We start from the raw sequence: 17287 nt of genomic DNA, 5'->3' as shown, positions 1-17287 counted from the left end.
TAAAGATTATCTTGGCAATCTCATTTTGTATTGAATAAACGAAGTAAATAAAACGCTCTCCTGCATTCATAACTATGGAATGCAGTAGAGTTTTGTTTATATAATCTTTAGTAAAGATACCTTAATAAATAGGCTATAACACAAAAACAGACTTTGGGTATATTCTTGAACAATGCACTAGTATAGTCTACTTATGATTTTGATTAGTTTATACTATTAGTTCCTCTTTTATTTAATTCTGTGCTACACGGTATAAAAACTTGATAAATAGGGTGGCTCAGATACAAATTAAAATGTTGAATTTGGTAATATTTTAACGATACTCCGTTTTGTAATTGTAGGGTTTTTCTTTAGTAAATTACAATTATCCATTAAAAATCCTACCCTACATTAATTATTATCATTATCTTAAATAAAATTCCTACAAAATTCTAATAATTGGGGGCATCTAAGAACAAATCAAAGTCACAGGAGGAGTACCAGAAAATGTTTATTGAACAGGCCTCTACTGCAATGGCTATGGTGGATAATAACATGTGTTATGTTGCCGCGTCTCCATCATGGGTGAAGGATTACGGCTTAGAAGGAATAGAAATAATAGGTCGTTCCCACTATGAAATCTTTCCCGAAATAGGTGATGATTGGAAAGATATGCACAATAGGTGTTTAAATGGCGCAACGGATATTTGTGAAGAAACGCCTTTTGAGCGCACAGATGGTTCAGTACAATGGATTTATTGGGATGTTAGGCCTTGGTTCATATCAGAGGACAAAATTGGCGGTATTTTAATGCATACCGGAGATGTTACCCGTAGAAAGGAAAAAGAGCTAGAGCAGGCAAGAATTGACGAGATACTAGAAAAAACAAATGAAATTGCCAGAATTGGAACCTGGGAAATAAATCTATTAACAGGTGAGGTTTATTGGAGTAAAATAACTCGCGAAATACACGAGGTTTCAGAAGATTTTGTCCCGACTTTAGATAGTGGTGTCAACTTTTTTAAAGAAGGAGAAAGTAGAGAGAAATTAGAAAATGCAATTGAAAAAGCTAGGGAGGACGGCACTCATTTTAATTTGGAATTAGAAATCGTAACTGCCAAGCGTAATATTTGTTGGACTAGGGTAGTAGGGAGAGTAGAATACTTGGAAGGAAAACGAACTAGGCTTTTTGGGATAGTTCAAGATATCAATAACACAAAACTAGCGGAACAACAATTAAACAAGGCCCACTCAGAACTTCAAGCTATATTCAATTCAAAAGCCATTGCAATCATCACTACTGGCAGAGATGGTATTATTAATAATTTTAATAGAGGTGCAGAGGTTTTATTAGGCTATACGTCTGCAGAAACTGTTGGAATCAACAATCCTTTGTTATTTGTTGCAGAATATGAACTAGTAAGGTTTAAAAATGAATTAAAGCAATTGTATGGGGAAAGGTCATCTAGCTTGAACCATTTTGAAGATATCTCAAAATATATAGATCTTTCAAAAAAAGATATGGATGATACCCGGGAATGGACACATCGCAGAAAAGACGGGTCAACGTTTCCATGTCAAACAACGGTCTCATCTATTAAAGATGAAAACGGTGAGCATACGGGCTTTATCGCTGTATTGTCCGATATTTCGGAAATTAAAAATGCAGAGGAAGAACTTCTGGAAAAAAATGATAGATTAAATTTTGCCGAACAGATTTCAATGTTGTCCAATTGGAAATGGGATACGATCGCGGATAAAGTACAGTGGTCGCAAAATTTTTATAAAATTTTAGAGCTTGATGAATCCATAACGGAACTTAAGTTTGATTCGTATTTTAGGTTTGTTCATCCAGAGGATATAGAGATTGTCAATCAACATTTTGAGAAAGTAGAAAAGGATAAAAAATGGGAAAGTTTTACACATCGTATTATTACCACTTCAGGTAAGGTAAAAATAATTCAACTTTTAGGAGAGGTCCATACCAACGAAAAAGATGAGATTGTTGAAATGGTTGGTACGTGCCAAGATGTGACCGAAAGTAAAATGGCGGAACGTAATTTGCAAAAAGCCCATTCTGAATTGACAGCTATATTCAATTCAAATTCTATTTCAATCATAACAACAGATAAAAATGGTGTCATTAATCGATTCAATGAAGGAGCGGAGGCTATATTAGGTTACTCCGCGGCTGAAGTAGTAGGGAAAGAAAAACCTGAACTCTATCTTCTTAAAGAAGAACACTCCAAATTTAAAAATGATATTGCAAGGCAAAATGGTAAAGACCCTGCTACATTTAATTATTATGTAGATAGTTTAGAGCACGATTTAAATGATACCCGAGAATGGATGTATCGCCGGAAAGATGGCGTTATTGTTCCGGTACTTGCTACAACATCGGCTATTAAAAATATAGACAATAGTAATGAAGGTTATATAGCAATCTCCAAAGATATTTCTGAAATTAAAAATGCGGAAAGTGAACTTCTGAAAAAAAATCAGCTTTTAAATTATGCGGAACGGATTTCAAAGATGGCCAATTGGCAATGGGACCCTGTTGCCGATAAAGGAAAATCTTCAAAAAATCTATATAAAATTCTAGAGCTTGACGAAAAAATCACCGACCTACAGTTAGACATATATTTAGATTTTGTTCATCCAGAAGATAAAGAGATTACTGCTCAACATTTTGAGAAAGCAGTAAAGGATAAAAAATGGGAAAGTTTTACGCATCGTATTATTACAACTTCAGGTAGAGTAAAAACAATTCAGCTCTTAGGAGAAGTTTTTACTAACGAAAAAGGTGAGGTAATAGAAATAACCGGTACCTGCCAAGATGTGACCGAAATTACAATGGCAGAACGTCATTTACAAAAAGCCCATTCTGAATTGCAAGCTATATTCAACTCAGAATCTATTTTAATTATAACAACAGATAAGAATGGTGTCATTAATCGTTTCAATCATGGTGCAGAGTTGTTATTGGGGTATTCAGCGGCAGAAATGGTTGGGATTGAAAAACCTAGAAAATATATTCACGAGGATGAAATTAAAGAATTTAGAAAAGATATTGCAGTACTAAATGGCGAAGATCCAGCTACATATGATCATTATGAAAACCTTTTTAAAAAGGAGTTAAACGACACTCGTGAATGGACGTATTACAAAAAAGATGGTTCGCCGGTTTCCGTACTCTCCACAATTACCACTATTAAAAATGGAGACAATGCCAATGAAGGATTTATAGCAATCTCCAAAGATATTTCTGAAATAAAAAATGCGGAAAGTGAACTACTGAAAAAAAATGAGCAGTTAAATTTTGCGGAGCAAATTTCAATGATGGGCCATTGGCAATGGAACACCATGGCCGATACCGTAAAGTGGTCACAAAATCTTTATACCGTTTTTGAACTTGACGAGACCATAACCAATCTTAATTTTGATACGTATTTTGGTTTTGTTCATCCAGAAGATAAAGAAATTGTTACTCAATATTTTGATAAAGCAATAAAAGACAAAAAGCTTAATAGTTTTACTCATAGAATTATAACTACTTCGGGTAAGCTAAAAACAATTCACGTTTTAGGAGAAGTTCATACCAACGAAAAGGGTGAGATTGTTGAAATGGTAGGTACTAGCCAAGATGTGACCGACATTAAAATGGCAGAAAAGAAGTTTAGAGGACTTTTAGAGTCTGCTCCAGACGCTATGGTCATCGTAAATGATAGGGGAACTATACAGCTAATAAATAAACAATCCGAAAAATTATTTGGATATACTCCCGAAGAATTGATTGATAAACCAGTGGAAATCTTAATTCCCACAAGTTTTTATCCTGAACATCCCACGCACCACAGTAGTTTTTTCCATACCCCAATTAATAAAGAAATGGGAATTGGTAAGGATTTATACGCATTAAAGAAAAATGGAGAAGAAATACCCATTCAAATAAGTCTAAGTCCGCTTCATACAGAAGAAGGGTTGTTGGTTTCTGCAGCCATACGTGACATTACCAAAAGAAAATTGGCCGAACAAAAAATTAATGAGGCAAAAGAGAATTTAGAGCTCGTTGCGCAAAAACTTTCCAGCCAAAATAAGCAACTTGCAGATTTTACTCATATTACGTCTCACAATTTAAGGGCACCCGTAGCCAACCTTAACTCATTGCTGGAAATATATGATCAGTCAGAAACTGAAGGGGATCGTAAGGCAATATTCAGCAAGTTTAAAACAGTTATCCAACACCTTACTTTAACGCTCAACACGTTAGTGGATGCATTAAAAACTAAGATTGGTGATTCAGGCGAAGACCTAGAAGAGATTGATTTAGGTGCGATATTGGAGCATACCAAGGAAATTTTGAGTGGAGCAATATTGAATTCTGGCGCGATAATCAAAAGCGATTTCTCAAAGGTTTCTACTATTGGTTATAAGAGAGTTTATATGGAAAGTATTTTCCTCAATTTGGTAGGAAATGCAATTAAATATAAATCGGAAGACCGCATACCGGAAATACGAATTACCTCAGAGCTTGAAAACGGAAAAATTGTACTCAAGTTCCAGGATAATGGCCTAGGTATAGATTTAGAGCAACACGGCCATAAGCTGTTTGGATTAAATAAAGTTTTTCACAGGCACCCTGATGCAAAGGGTGTGGGTCTATTTTTGACAAAAACTCAAATTGAAGCTATGAACGGTGTTATCTCTGCATCTAGTAAGGTGAATGTAGGAACAACTTTTACAATACATTTTGATTAAGGCTTTTCTTTTTGCACTCAGTAAAATCTTCGGTTTAACTGTGTTTTCTATTACCATTAGGTAATAAGTGCTTAGTACTTCTTAATTAGTGTTCAAACGGATGCTTTACAGGAATCTTAATTATTTATAGCGCTACTCAAAAAATTAATTCCACTCTTTATTAAAGTTTGTTAAGCTAAATTAACGCCATGAATAACCTATATAATAAGAAATTGCTATCATAAGTTTGGTGGGATAATACCTACTATTTAGTTGTCAAAATTTTTATAACTTATAACATTAGTTGATTTAGTATTAAACCAGTGCCCAAGTTTTTTTTGACTTCACCCAAAGATCCCCAGCTCGCTACCCAACTCAAAACTTCTTCGATTTTAGTTTTTTAAATAATACGTTGAATAACTCATACTGCATATGTGTAATCTAAAGAAGTAATATCAAAACTGTATCGATTTTTAAAATTATGCGTCCACAGATTATAGGAAAGTATAGGCAAGAGGGGGTTAATACATTAAATCTTTTACAATGTTACATGGAATTAGTGATAAATAACATGTATACAGCCCTATCTTTGATTTGATGCTCTATTTATCTAATGGTGCATTTATAGAAACAGGAAGCTCAAACACTTCTAAATCAAAATAAGGCAAAGCAGCTAATAAGTGGTCAAAAATGTCCGCCATTATGTATTCATAGTTTTCCCAGCGTTTGTCCGAGCTAAAAGCATAAATTTCCAAAGGAATGCCTTGTGAAGTTGGCGCCAATTGACGAACCATTAGCGTCATATCTTTATTTACGGCAGAATGGTTTTGTAGATAGTCGTTCACATATTTACGAAACACACCAATGTTGGTCAGGTTTCTTCCATTTATAGGAAGCTCCTTATTTATATTGTTGGATTCGTTATACGAGTTAATCTGTTCGATTCTTGACGTTAGATAGGGTTGTATAAGTTGAATCTTTTCAAAAGATTGTATATCCTTTTGGGTCAGAAAACGAATGCTTTTTTGCCTTACAATTAATGCTCTTTTTATACGCCGGCCTGCTGAAACCTCCATTCCTCTCCAGTTTTTAAAGGAATCAGAGATAAGAGAATAGGTAGGAATGGTGGTAATGGTCTTATCAAAATTCTGAACTTTTACGGTAGCTAGGGTAATTTCAACCACGTAACCATCTGCACCGTACTTTTCAAAAGTAATCCAATCGCCAATACGCACCATGTCGTTAATACTGACTTGAATGCTTGCCACAAGCCCTAAAATAGAGTCCTTGAAAATGAGGAGAATAACGGCAGAACCAGCTCCCAGTGCCGTAAAGAACTTCCAGATCAATACATCGGTAACTATGGCGAATATTGTAAAAATGCCTACTACCCAAGCAAATATCATAAAGACCTGGATATAACTATCCATTGGTTTATCCCTAAATTTAGGTGTAGTCTTTAGATAATCGTTGGTACTTTTAAAAATACTTTTGACAATAAAAAGTGTCAATATTACAAACACAATTTGAAGCGCCTTGAGGGCTAAAGTAGCACCATAATCAAAGTGAAAAAAGGCAAAAGGAACAAACTTAAACAGAATGGATAATGGAATGATATGAGCCAGATATCTTGGCACTCTATTGACAACAAGAAAATTGTCAAAATTTGTTTTTGATTGTCGCGCCAATTTTAGTGATACCGATCGTAGCACTTTCCAAATAATTAAATCTAGGAACCATGCAAGAATTAAAGCAACGATTAAGACTATTAGTAGGTTTAGGTATGATGCTAGATTCCCGCTCATTCCTGTTTTTAGTAAGTAATCGTATAATAACCTGTGCAATCCCTGTTCCATGAATCTTCTTCTAAAGATAACGGTTGCAAAATTAAATTATAACGGTAACAAAGAAGACTTATAAATGAATTAATTGGATATTTTTTTTAAGGTCGTATCCGCATTAAAAACCAATTTGATTTGATAGGTATTTTAATTTAAAACATCTACTTGTCATTTAAGGCCAGTACAGGAATGTCATCAAAATATCCCAATCTTCTCAATGTGGATTTTCCAAATCCTATTTTTTGCCAAAATGTGCGCTTTTGATTAATGTAACTTACCATATTACTACGGCCTTTTTCAATAAAACAACTTAAAGCGGTATGCAGGTTTACATTATGTATAATCTTAAAATCGTGGTCAATATCATTAAGGTAATTGGTAAGTAGGTCTTTATTGTTTGTTTGCTCTTTATCCATGGTTTTGGGAGCTTCTAAGCTTACTATCTGAATACTAGCGTTACTAAGCTTTGCTATTTTTGCCAGATGCTTTATATCAAAGCAATTAAAATCGGTTTTGAAATCGGTGGTTAATACAATTTCCTTTGAGTGAGACATAATTGCATTTTTTGGAACAATTAGAACAGGACATTTTCTAACGTTTTCAATCGCGGATATGGCTGTTTTTCCATAATTTTTCAATCTATTATTGGTTATTCCCTTGGCACCCATTACCAACATATCTATTTGTAAGCGTTCAATAACGTCCTTTACGGTATCTGCGAAGAGTGTAGAACGGGAGAGCACATGAAATCTATGCTTGGGATTTTTGTTTTCAAGAGTTATTAAGGCTAATATTTTTCCAAGACCTTCGTGCGAACGTTTCTCGGATAGTTTATTGAAAGCATCATCCGGGTCTAGAAGATTAAGGCTATCCAAACCACTTACTTCTTTGGCGTAGGTGTTTAAAATGTAGAAATCACAATCTTTGTTGGCATAGAGTTTTATGGCATATTGAATTGCAATTAATGAATTTCTTGAAAAATCGGTCGGCAATAAAAGTTTTTTCCCCATAATACTTATTTTTAGTTAATTCATACATGCAAATTGATCTTGCTTCTCTTCTGATGAAATTGTGGCATTATTTTCTCTCTTCGTTATTTTCTCATTTCAAATACATAATTAGATTGTAAGGTTAGAATCCAATAAAATTTCAAAACTGGATTTGCTTTGGTTTTAGCTTTTCAGTATTGTAAGTTTTTCGGTTCTTTTTTCAAGTCCGATTTTTGCTCCTATACCGATTGTTGATGACGTTACATTAAATTGCGTATGCCTATCTCTGTATGATTTCCGAATAGATTTATAAAATGATTTAGGTTGTTTAGGTTAGGACAAAAAGTATACCTTTTGAAACCTTCAATATGTTATTTAACATAAACACCTGATTTTTAATATTTTGTATTGTGTTTTATCTAAATTTTGTGATTTGCTATGAGGAGAATTTCCTCAGTTGATGAGTTTTTGACCAATACCAATTACAATTTTTTTTAGATATGATTTTTTGTTGTGGACAACTTCCTAAGGAACAATTGTTTTTACAGTTTATTTACACGTTGTTAATAAATGTCTGAAAACATTAGTTTGTTTTAAGAGAAATTAAGGCAGTTAAATCAGACCTTTATACTTCTTCATTAGAAGAGTTATAAGATCCATTTCCTATGCAGATAACACATGTTATAAAAAGAGATTTTACTAAGAAACCGTTTCAGTTGTATAAAATAACCGAAGCTATTATGAAAGCCATGACGGCGGCTTCCCATGGAGGTCAGCAGGATGCAGAACGTGTTGCTAACAACGTCCATGCCTCGTTACTGGAAAGAAGTGAGCTGGATGCGAATTATGTGCCTACCGTTGAGGAAGTACAAGATTTTGTTGAAAACCGACTTATGGAAGGTGGTTTTTTTGATGTCGCAAAAGGGTACATCTTGTATCGGAACGAGCAAGCTCAAAAAAGAAAATCCAATATTTTTGAAAAACGTATAAATTTAAAACCATACGAATATCCTCAATTATACGAATACGTGCCGGCTATTCGTCATTCCTATTGGATTCACACGGAATTTAATTTCACAAGTGATATTCAAGATTTCAAAACCGGACTTGAAGAATCAGAAAGAAGTGCTATAAAAAATGCAATGTTGGCTATTTCTCAGATTGAAGTAGCCGTAAAAAGTTTTTGGGGAGATATCTATCATAAAATGCCTAAACCGGAAATAGGTTCGGTAGGGGCCACTTTTGCCGAAAGTGAAGTACGCCATGCCGATGCTTACTCACACTTACTTGAAATTTTAGGACTTAATACCGAATTCAAGAGTTTAAAGAAAAAGCCTGTAATAATGAAGCGTGTGCAATATCTTGAAACAGCGCTTAAGAATGCAAAAAGTGTAGATAATAAGGAATACGCGGAATCAATTTTGTTGTTCTCTTTATTTATAGAGCACGTTTCCCTTTTCTCTCAGTTTTTGATTATCATGGCTTTCAACAAGCATAAGAATATGTTTAAGGGTATATCTAATGTAGTTGAAGCTACCTCTAAGGAAGAACAAATTCATGGAGATTTTGGTATTGATGTCATCAAGATCATTAAGGATGAAAATCCGGATTGGTTTGATGAAGAATACCATACAATGATACAAGATATGTGTCATGAAGCATTTCTTGCGGAAAGTGAAATAGTAGATTGGATTTTTGAGCAAGGTGAATTGGATTTCTTGCCAAAATCAGTTATAAACGAATTTATTAAAAACCGATTCAATAATTCTCTGAGTAGTATAGGAATAGAGAAAATATTTGATGTTGATAACAACCTATTGACAGAAACAGAATGGTTTGATGATGAAATTATAGGAACCAAACATGGCGATTTCTTTGTAAAACGCTCTATCAATTATAGTAAACGAACCCAAAGTATAACCAGTGACGACCTTTTTTAAATGAACGAATTAAACACTACCACCACACAAATTAAAGAAACAATTTCAGGGCAAGACCAACTTGTAAACGCAAGAAAGGAAGCTCTTAAAAACACTAATAAAAAAAACAATGGCGGTTTTAAGTGGCTTACCGACCACAGCCTTAATTTTCTGAATTCAGGATATTTGACCAAAGGCGTAACTGCGGAACAACGTATTCGTGAAATCGCGGATAGAGCTGAGCAGTTATTGGATATGCCTGGTTTTTCCGATAAATTTTTCGGGTACATGTCAGAAGGGTATTTTTCATTGGCATCTCCCGTATGGTCAAATTTTGGAAAAGAAAGAGGATTGCCGATCAGTTGTTTCGGATCTCATATAGATGATGATATGGGTAATATCTTATATACCCAATCAGAAGTTGGTATGATGTCTAAAATGGGCGGAGGTACTTCTGGCTATTTTGGGAAAATAAGACACCGTGGTGCTGAGGTAAAAAATAATGGTCAAGCTTCAGGGGCAGTACATATTATGCAGCTTTTTGAATCTATGGTTGATGTTGTAAGTCAAGGTTCGGTTCGTCGTGGTCGTTTTTCGCCATACTTGCCTATTGAGCATCCAGACATTATGGAGTTCTTAGAGATTGGTACGGAAGGAAATGCTATTCAGGAACTTACCCATGGGGTAACAGTTACCGATAAGTGGATGCAGGAAATGATTGATGGTGATACGGATAAGCGCTCTATTTGGGCTAAAGTATTACAGCGTAGGGGAGAGATGGGTTATCCATACATATTCTTTACGGACAATGCCAATAATGGCGCATCAAACGTATATAAGGAGAAAGATTTACCTATATATGCAAGTAACCTTTGTACAGAGATAATGTTACCATCAAATGATGATTGGTCTTTTGTATGTGTATTATCATCAGTAAATGTTTTGCACTATGATAAATGGAAAGATACCGATGCTGTTGAAACAATGGTCTATTTCTTAGATGCTGTAATTACCGAGTTTATTGAAAAATTAGAAAGGTATCGCGATTCCGATTCTCGTGAAGACAGGCAGACTTTCCTTTTTATGGAGCGCGCTTATAATTTTGCAAAAGACAACAGGGCTCTTGGTTTAGGGGTTTTAGGATGGCATTCGTTATTACAATCAAAAAGATTGCCTTTTAATAGTCAGGAAGCTTTTAACCTAAATAGTGAGATATTTAAAGGAATAAAAGAGAAATCATACAAAGCTTCAGAGGAATTGGCAGCTAAGTTTGGCGAACCAGCTGTTCTAAAAGGATATGGTAGACGTAATGCTACTTTGAATGCCGTGGCTCCGACAACATCTTCTGCTTTTATTTTAGGGCAGGTATCGCAGGGTATTGAGCCAATTTGGTCTAATATCTATGTAAAGGATATTGCCAAGGTAAAAACAACCATAAAAAATCCTTTTTTACTAGAATTGCTGGAAGAAAAAGGAAAGAACACTACAGAGGTCTGGCACAGCATTCGTGAGCGTGATGGATCAGTACAGCATTTGGAGTTCTTAACGGAACTTGAAAAGGATGTTTTTCAGACGTATTCTGAGATAGACCAAATGGATATTATTTATCAAGCAGCAAACCGTCAAAACCATATTGATCAAGGTCAATCTGTAAACATCATAGTGCATCCGGATATGCCGGTAAAAGAAATCAATAAGATTCATGTTACCGCTTGGAAGCTTGGGTTAAAATCGCTTTACTACCAGCATAGTATGAATGCAGCACAAAAATTTAAGCAGAAAAAAGATTGTGCTAGTTGCGAAGCGTAAGCGTGCAGCAGTAATTATCTTAGGCTTATATTTATTTAGAAATACCCCTGCTCTATATCATATAGAACAGGGGTGTTTTTTTATGGTCAGTCTATATAATATATCTTTCTATGAAGGTGGATAGGAGAGGAGTAAAGACCTTAATCACTTACTGCTATAATGAGTGGCGAGTATACACGAGCAAAGCACAGAGCGGCTTTTTTATGTGCTTAGTGGTAAGGAGTTTTGAAACTGAAGGTTCAAATTAAGGTAGGAGAATTATATTTCTATTTAAAGAACTCGCAAAAAAATACCGAATCCAGTAAAAAAAAGCCCTGAAACGATGATTCCGTTTCAGAGCTTTTTTTATAAATCGTGAAGTTTTTAAAGTGACCTGGCTGGGGCTCGAACCCAGGACCCTCTCCTTAAAAGGGAGATGCTCTACCAACTGAGCTACCAGGTCATAATGTCAAAATATACGTGTTCAATTCAAAAAAAATCAGCTCACATAATTAAATAAAAAAGCCTCTTTTATGTTGAAGAGGCTATTATTTATTTGGTGACCTGGCTGGGGCTCGAACCCAGGACCCTCTCCTTAAAAGGGAGATGCTCTACCAACTGAGCTACCAGGTCAAAAACATATCAGGATTGTTTCCCTCAATGCGGGTGCAAATATAAGTCGATTACTTTATTTTCCAAGACCTTTTTAAGATAAATTTCTTTTTTTTTGAAATCCCCTGAAAATAAGCCACTTTTACACCAAAATAAAATTGTGAAAATAGTATTGTTGGGGTATATGGGTAGTGGTAAGAGCACAATCGGCAAATTATTAGCCCACAAAAAAAGTCTAGAATTCATAGATCTTGATGATTATATAGAACAGGCTGAAAATATGTCTGTCTCCGAAATTTTTGAAAATAAGGGCGAAGTCTATTTCAGAAAGAAAGAATTTCAATATTTAAACGAGGTGCTTGAGCAGAGAAATGATTTTATTCTATCTACAGGAGGTGGCACTCCATGTTATGGAAATAATATGCAGACTATACTTGAAAACACCAATAATGCTTTTTATTTAAAGGTTTCCATACCAGAGTTAACAAAACGTCTTTTAAAAGAGAAAGATGAGCGACCATTGGTTAGAAACATTACGGAAGAAGAATTACCTGAATTTATTGGCAAGCATCTTTTTGAGCGGAGCTACTATTATAATCAGGCAAGTAAAGTTATTAGTTGCGACACTAAGAGTCCACAGGAAATTGTTGATGAAATAGAATCTTATTTAGTCTAGAAAGACCATATCATTCTTTGCTTTGAATTGCACATGTACATGCTCTTGTAAAGAAGTAGATAAGGATATACCCTTGTAATCTGCTTTTACAGGATATTTTTTATGGTTTCTATTCACTAGAACGGCGGTCTTAAGTTGTTTTAGCGGAGTTTTAAGGAAATGATGTACACCATAGATCAATGTTGTGCCAGAATTTAGTACATCATCTACAAGGACTATGGATTTGTTAATGTATTCAGATTCAGGAATAGAAGTCTTTACCCCACTTTGCAAAGGGTTTTCTTTGTCCATTATCACTTTGCACAGCGTAACTTCTGCATTAGTTACCCTTTTTAAAACCCGTTGTAGTTTTTTGGCAAAATTAAGTCCCCCTCCGTCTATACCGGCAATAATAATTTCTTTTTCTTCCACGTTCGCCTCGTATATCTGGTAGGCAATACGTTCTATCTTATATTGAATTTGTTGATGCGTAAGTATTTTGTTTTCCATAAAAGGGTATTTTCAATTCAAAGATAGACAACCAAGTATTAATCTGTTCTTTTTATTCTATGCTTTTCAAATCGTCCGGTGCCATGTCCGGATCATCTAAATAGTCCTCAATATCTCTTCTATCTTTCTTTGTAGGTCTTCCGGTACCTTTCTTTCGGTAGTGCTCTTTGGCCTGTTTTAAAAGCTCATTATGTTCAAAGGCCTCTTTTGGTGTGGTATCGGTTCTATAAATAGGCACCAATTTAGCGCCCACTCTACTTTTAGGAATGTCCAAAACCGTAAGCTGAAGATTTATCTGATCCTTCCGAACAATGATTTTATCCATTGGGTACACTTCTCGTGAAGGTTTAACCACTTGGTCATTAATTTTTACTTGCCCTTTCTTGCAGGCAGTAGAAGCAATGTTTCGGGTCTTAAAATAGCGGGTACTCCACAAGTACTTATCAATTCGCATAACTATTAAAAATCTTTGTTAAGGCTCTCCACAAAAATAAGGGAAAATTGTATCTTGCCGCCTGTAAAATTGAATAGATGATAATGAATCGAATAGTTGCCTTATTGGCATTGGTAGTTGTACTGTACTCTTGTAATAACGATGATGGAGGTGCCAACGTTGAACCGCCACTACCATTAAGTGAGGTATTAGTTGATGATGAAGCTAAGATTCAGGAATATCTTAAAACACATTATTACAATTATACGGAGTTTGAGAGCCCGGCCGAAGATTTTGATTATAAGATTGAGTTAAAGGTGATACCAGAAGGTAACACGGAGATAGTTCCTTTAAGCGAACAAGTGACATCAGAAACAGTGAAAGTCACTGGAAATACAGGTGATGGGGACGAAGATGTTTCTCATACCTATTATTATCTGATAGCTAAAGAAGGGGCTGGTGGGTCTCCAACCTATGCAGATTCCACTTTTGTTAAGTATGAGGGTACTTTACTAAATGGGGATAGATTTGATGGTACAGATAATTATATCTGGCAGTACCTCCCCAACACAATAAGAGGATATGCACAGGGTTTTTCTCAATTACAAGCAGGAGGAGAAGTCGTGGTGGAAGATAATGGAACCTATTCTATAACAGATCCTGGTGTTGGAATGGTGGTTATGCCTTCCGGTCTGGGGTATTTTAACAATTTACAAGGAGGTATTCCTGCATATTCTCCTCTTGTTTTCACTTTAGAATTAGGTGTTTTTGTTAAAGATACAGATTATGATAATGACGGTATTCCATCAATTCTTGAGGATGTGAATGAAGATGGTAATCTAAATAATGACAATACTGATGGAGACGTATCTAATAATAGTTTTTTGTACAACCATAGAGATTCCGATGATGATAATGATGGAATTTTGACAAGGGATGAAATTGAAATCGATGAGAATGGTGTTATAACCTATCCTGATACAGATGGTGATGGTGTGGTAGACTACTTGGATAGTGACAGTTAAATCCTTTTGACATACTTAAAAAAAGAAAGCCCGAAACCATATGGTTTCGGGCTTTCTTTTTATAATAAAACTTTCCTTATAAGGTCAGAGATAAACTAACGATCAATTGATCTGGGCGAGCGTCTACACGGCTAGGTCCCAGGTTGGTAATATTAGTATTAATAAAAGTAGCTTCGTTACTATTAAAGCCTCGTTCGTACCTAATATCAATACCTAGTTTTCCTAATTCAACTCCCGCGCCTATATTGGCACCTACACTAAAGTCGTTTTCAATATCGTCTATAGAAATACCATCAAATTCGGTATCAAGAATATATTGGAACGAAGGTCCTGCAAAAACACGTAATGGACCAATAACTTTAATGCCTACCAATAAGGGTAAATCTAGCTTGCTAATATCAAATTTATCTCCGTTATAATCGGACTTTGTTTTGGTGTATACCAATTCAGGTCTAAGATAGAGACGGTTTAAGCCTATTTTACTAAAAAGACCAATGTGGTAACCCACATTTCGGTCAGGATCACTGGCAGCATCACCTATGGATTCAAAATAATCACCATTGGCGCTGTAGTTCAAACCGGCTTTAACACCAATTTTTACCAAATCTTTCTGTGCGAATGCAGTAATGCTTACTAAAGCAAAAACTGCCGTTAGGAGTGTTTTTTTCATATGTTCTCGTTTTTTAATACCACAACAGTATCAAAAACGATACCATTGTTATTTCCTTTTCAATACCTTTAAAACGGCCTTCTCAATAGCTTTATTGTTTAGTCCGTATTTCTCCATAAGTTGGTCTGGAGTACCACTTTCACCAAAAGTATCTTGTGTTGCAACAAACTCTTGCGGCGTGGGGTTATGAACTGTAAGGGTTCTGGCAACACTCTCACCAAGTCCACCTAAGAAATTATGCTCTTCAGCAGAAACAACACAGCCCGTTTTTTTAACTGACTTTAACAATGCTTCTTCATCAAATGGTTTGATAGTGTGAAAATTAATCACCTCTGCAGAAATGCCTTGCTCCTCTAATCTTTCGGCGGCAATTAAAGCTTCCCAAACCAAATGGCCGGTAGCAACAATAGTAACATCCGTACCCTCGCTAAGCATAACAGCTTTACCAATTTCGAACTTTTGGTCAACTGGGGTAAAGTTGGCTACTTTTGGTCTTCCAAAACGTAAGTAAACAGGGCCATCATATTCAGCTATTGCTAAAGTAGCAGCTTTTGTTTGGTTAAAATCACAAGGGTTGATGACAGTCATGCCCGGAAGCATTTTCATCATTCCTATATCTTCTAGAATCTGGTGGGTTGCACCATCTTCACCTAAAGTAACACCGGCATGCGAAGCACATATTTTTACGTTCTTGTTAGAGTAAGCAATGGACTGGCGGATCTGATCGTAAACCCTACCTGTGGCAAAGTTAGCAAATGTACTTGCAAAGGGTATTTTACCACCAATGGTAAGACCTGCAGCTATACCCATCATGTTAGCCTCTGCAATACCTATTTGAAAGAAACGCTCTGGGTTCTCATCAATAAAAGGCTGAATTTTTAGTGATCCTACCAAATCCGCACAAAGAGCTACAACATTAGGGTTGGTTCTTCCTAGCTCGGTCATGGCCTCTCCGTAGCCACTTCTAGTATCGTTTTTTCCTTGATCTATATATTTTGTCATTGTATTTCGTTTTTGTCGTTTCCGTCAAGCGGAAATCTAAAATTTAAGATAGTTACGGAATTTTAATAGTCTCCTAAGGTTTCAGGATTCTGTCCTAGTGCGTTTTCCAACTGCTCATCGCTTGGCGCTTTACCGTGCCATGCGTGCGTGTGCATCATAAAATCTACACCGTTACCCATCATTGTATCAAGGATGATACAGACCGGTTTTCCTTTTCCGGTTCTGCTCTTTGCTTCTTTAAGTCCGTTTATAACGGCTTCAAGATTGTTTCCTTCCGCAACTTCAAGAACATCCCATCCAAAAACTTCGAACTTTTCTTTTAGGTTTCCTAAAGGAAGCACTTCTTCGGTAGGGCCGTCAATCTGTTGTCCGTTCCTATCTATGGTAGAGATCAGATTGTCAACTTTATTTCCGGCGGCATACATAATAGCTTCCCAGTTCTGACCTTCTTGTAATTCGCCATCGCCATGAAGACTATAAACCAATTTGTCATCGCCGTTCAATTTCTTGGCTAATGCCGCACCGATCGCTACGGACATACCTTGCCCTAAAGAACCGGATGCTACACGAACACCGGGAAGGCCTTCATGTGTAGTAGGGTGACCTTGTAAACGTGAGTCCAATAAACGGAATGTGTTTAGTTCCTCAACAGGAAAATATCCTTTTCTAGCTAAAACGCTGTAAAATACAGGAGATATATGACCGTTTGATAGGAAGAAAAGGTCTTCATCCTTACCGTCCATATCAAAACCTTCTTTAAGGTCCATTACTTCATTGTAAAGTGCGACCAAAAACTCAGTACAGCCCAAAGAACCCCCTGGGTGACCTGAATTTACTTTATGTACCATACGTAGAATGTCCCTTCGGGTCTGTACTACGATATCTTGTAAATCGTCTAATTTTGCCATTTGTAAATGTTCATTTTTAGTAGTTTTCAAATGTAACCGCAATCTTTTGGGAATACAAATCGCACCTTGTTTATTTTTGCCATCAAATCAAAAAAAGAGTGATAAAAGCAACAGATGGCAACGTTTTGAGCAATAGCGGTTTGATTGTGCTTAATATTAGCAAACCTAGAAGTGAAACGGACCTGGGAAAGTATTTTTACATTGGAGGTTCAAACTCGT

The 17287-nt window shown here is 35.9% G+C and carries 12 protein-coding genes and 2 tRNA genes; 5 read left to right on the top strand and 9 right to left on the bottom strand.

Annotated features, from left to right (window positions below):
- Positions 1–438 precede the first annotated feature (438 nt).
- The gene (locus tag KO521_RS00160) at positions 439–4737 is read left to right on the top strand and encodes a PAS domain-containing sensor histidine kinase (protein WP_215937903.1); all 4299 of its coding nucleotides are present in this window, start codon (positions 439–441) and stop codon (positions 4735–4737) included.
- 581 nt (positions 4738–5318) lie between these two features.
- On the opposite strand, the gene KO521_RS00155 is transcribed toward KO521_RS00160, so the two are convergent.
- Together KO521_RS00155 and KO521_RS00150 are read right to left on the bottom strand one after the other, a co-directional pair.
- Positions 5319–6572 carry a mechanosensitive ion channel domain-containing protein gene (locus KO521_RS00155; RefSeq protein WP_215937902.1) on the bottom strand — a complete coding sequence of 418 codons (1254 nt, stop codon included), beginning with the start codon at positions 6570–6572 and terminating at the stop codon, positions 5319–5321.
- Positions 6573–6718: 146 nt separating this feature from the next.
- Complete coding sequence (locus KO521_RS00150) at positions 6719–7567, bottom strand: universal stress protein (protein WP_215937901.1); 849 nt, start codon at positions 7565–7567, stop codon at positions 6719–6721.
- Positions 7568–8211: 644 nt separating this feature from the next.
- On the opposite strand from KO521_RS00150, the gene KO521_RS00145 reads away from it, so the two are divergent.
- Together KO521_RS00145 and KO521_RS00140 are read left to right on the top strand one after the other, a co-directional pair.
- Complete coding sequence (locus KO521_RS00145; RefSeq protein ID WP_215937900.1) at positions 8212–9486, top strand: ribonucleotide-diphosphate reductase subunit beta; 1275 nt, start codon at positions 8212–8214, stop codon at positions 9484–9486.
- Positions 9487–11274, top strand: a complete 1788-nt coding sequence (locus KO521_RS00140; RefSeq protein WP_215937899.1) for a ribonucleoside-diphosphate reductase subunit alpha — start codon at positions 9487–9489, stop codon at positions 11272–11274.
- Between the two features lie 369 nt (positions 11275–11643).
- Here KO521_RS00140 and KO521_RS00135 read toward each other — a convergent pair.
- Together KO521_RS00135 and KO521_RS00130 are read right to left on the bottom strand one after the other, a co-directional pair.
- A tRNA-Lys gene (locus KO521_RS00135) sits at positions 11644–11716 on the bottom strand.
- Positions 11717–11810: 94 nt separating this feature from the next.
- Positions 11811–11886 (bottom strand) — tRNA-Lys (locus KO521_RS00130).
- Positions 11887–12025: 139 nt separating this feature from the next.
- On the opposite strand from KO521_RS00130, the gene KO521_RS00125 reads away from it, so the two are divergent.
- Complete coding sequence (locus tag KO521_RS00125; RefSeq protein WP_215937898.1) at positions 12026–12541, top strand: shikimate kinase; 516 nt, start codon at positions 12026–12028, stop codon at positions 12539–12541.
- Here KO521_RS00125 and KO521_RS00120 read toward each other — a convergent pair.
- Positions 12533–13030 (bottom strand): phosphoribosyltransferase family protein, encoded by a 498-nt coding sequence (locus tag KO521_RS00120; protein ID WP_215937897.1) that lies wholly within the window; start codon positions 13028–13030, stop codon positions 12533–12535. The two genes, KO521_RS00125 and KO521_RS00120, sit on opposite strands and share 9 nt — an antisense overlap.
- A gap of 52 nt (positions 13031–13082) precedes the next feature.
- Positions 13083–13484, bottom strand: a complete 402-nt coding sequence (locus tag KO521_RS00115) for an RNA-binding S4 domain-containing protein (protein WP_215937896.1) — start codon at positions 13482–13484, stop codon at positions 13083–13085.
- Between the two features lie 77 nt (positions 13485–13561).
- Between KO521_RS00115 and KO521_RS00110 the strand changes: the two genes are divergently transcribed.
- The gene (locus KO521_RS00110; RefSeq protein WP_215937895.1) at positions 13562–14488 is read left to right on the top strand and encodes an FKBP-type peptidyl-prolyl cis-trans isomerase; all 927 of its coding nucleotides are present in this window, start codon (positions 13562–13564) and stop codon (positions 14486–14488) included.
- A 76-nt stretch (positions 14489–14564) separates the two neighbouring features.
- Here KO521_RS00110 and KO521_RS00105 read toward each other — a convergent pair whose 3' ends face one another.
- The 3 genes from KO521_RS00105 to KO521_RS00095 form a co-directional block, all read right to left on the bottom strand.
- Positions 14565–15158 (bottom strand): porin family protein, encoded by a 594-nt coding sequence (locus KO521_RS00105; protein WP_215937894.1) that lies wholly within the window; start codon positions 15156–15158, stop codon positions 14565–14567.
- A gap of 48 nt (positions 15159–15206) precedes the next feature.
- Positions 15207–16160: a transketolase family protein gene (locus KO521_RS00100; RefSeq protein ID WP_215937893.1), complete on the bottom strand. Its 954-nt coding sequence runs from the start codon at positions 16158–16160 to the stop codon at positions 15207–15209.
- A 62-nt stretch (positions 16161–16222) separates the two neighbouring features.
- Complete coding sequence (locus KO521_RS00095) at positions 16223–17098, bottom strand: transketolase (protein ID WP_289846337.1); 876 nt, start codon at positions 17096–17098, stop codon at positions 16223–16225.
- Between the last annotated feature and the right edge of the window lie 189 nt (positions 17099–17287).

This window comes from Zobellia uliginosa, assembly GCF_018860745.1.
In the GTDB taxonomy this organism is placed as follows: domain Bacteria; phylum Bacteroidota; class Bacteroidia; order Flavobacteriales; family Flavobacteriaceae; genus Zobellia; species Zobellia uliginosa_B.
This window is presented reverse-complemented; position numbering and strand designations above follow the sequence as displayed.

What these genes read in the sequence shown, in the direction of transcription:
- KO521_RS00155 (WP_215937902.1), bottom strand. Translation starts at nt 6,572, where the DNA reads ATGGAACAGGGATTGCACAGGTTATTATACGATTACTTACTAAAAACA.
- KO521_RS00150 (WP_215937901.1), bottom strand. Translation starts at nt 7,567, where the DNA reads ATGGGGAAAAAACTTTTATTGCCGACCGATTTTTCAAGAAATTCATTA.
- KO521_RS00145 (WP_215937900.1), top strand. Translation starts at nt 8,212, where the DNA reads ATGCAGATAACACATGTTATAAAAAGAGATTTTACTAAGAAACCGTTT.
- KO521_RS00140 (WP_215937899.1), top strand. Translation starts at nt 9,487, where the DNA reads ATGAACGAATTAAACACTACCACCACACAAATTAAAGAAACAATTTCA.
- KO521_RS00120 (WP_215937897.1), bottom strand. Translation starts at nt 13,030, where the DNA reads ATGGAAAACAAAATACTTACGCATCAACAAATTCAATATAAGATAGAA.
- KO521_RS00115 (WP_215937896.1), bottom strand. Translation starts at nt 13,484, where the DNA reads ATGCGAATTGATAAGTACTTGTGGAGTACCCGCTATTTTAAGACCCGA.
- KO521_RS00110 (WP_215937895.1), top strand. Translation starts at nt 13,562, where the DNA reads ATGATAATGAATCGAATAGTTGCCTTATTGGCATTGGTAGTTGTACTG.
- KO521_RS00105 (WP_215937894.1), bottom strand. Translation starts at nt 15,158, where the DNA reads ATGAAAAAAACACTCCTAACGGCAGTTTTTGCTTTAGTAAGCATTACT.
- KO521_RS00100 (WP_215937893.1), bottom strand. Translation starts at nt 16,160, where the DNA reads ATGACAAAATATATAGATCAAGGAAAAAACGATACTAGAAGTGGCTAC.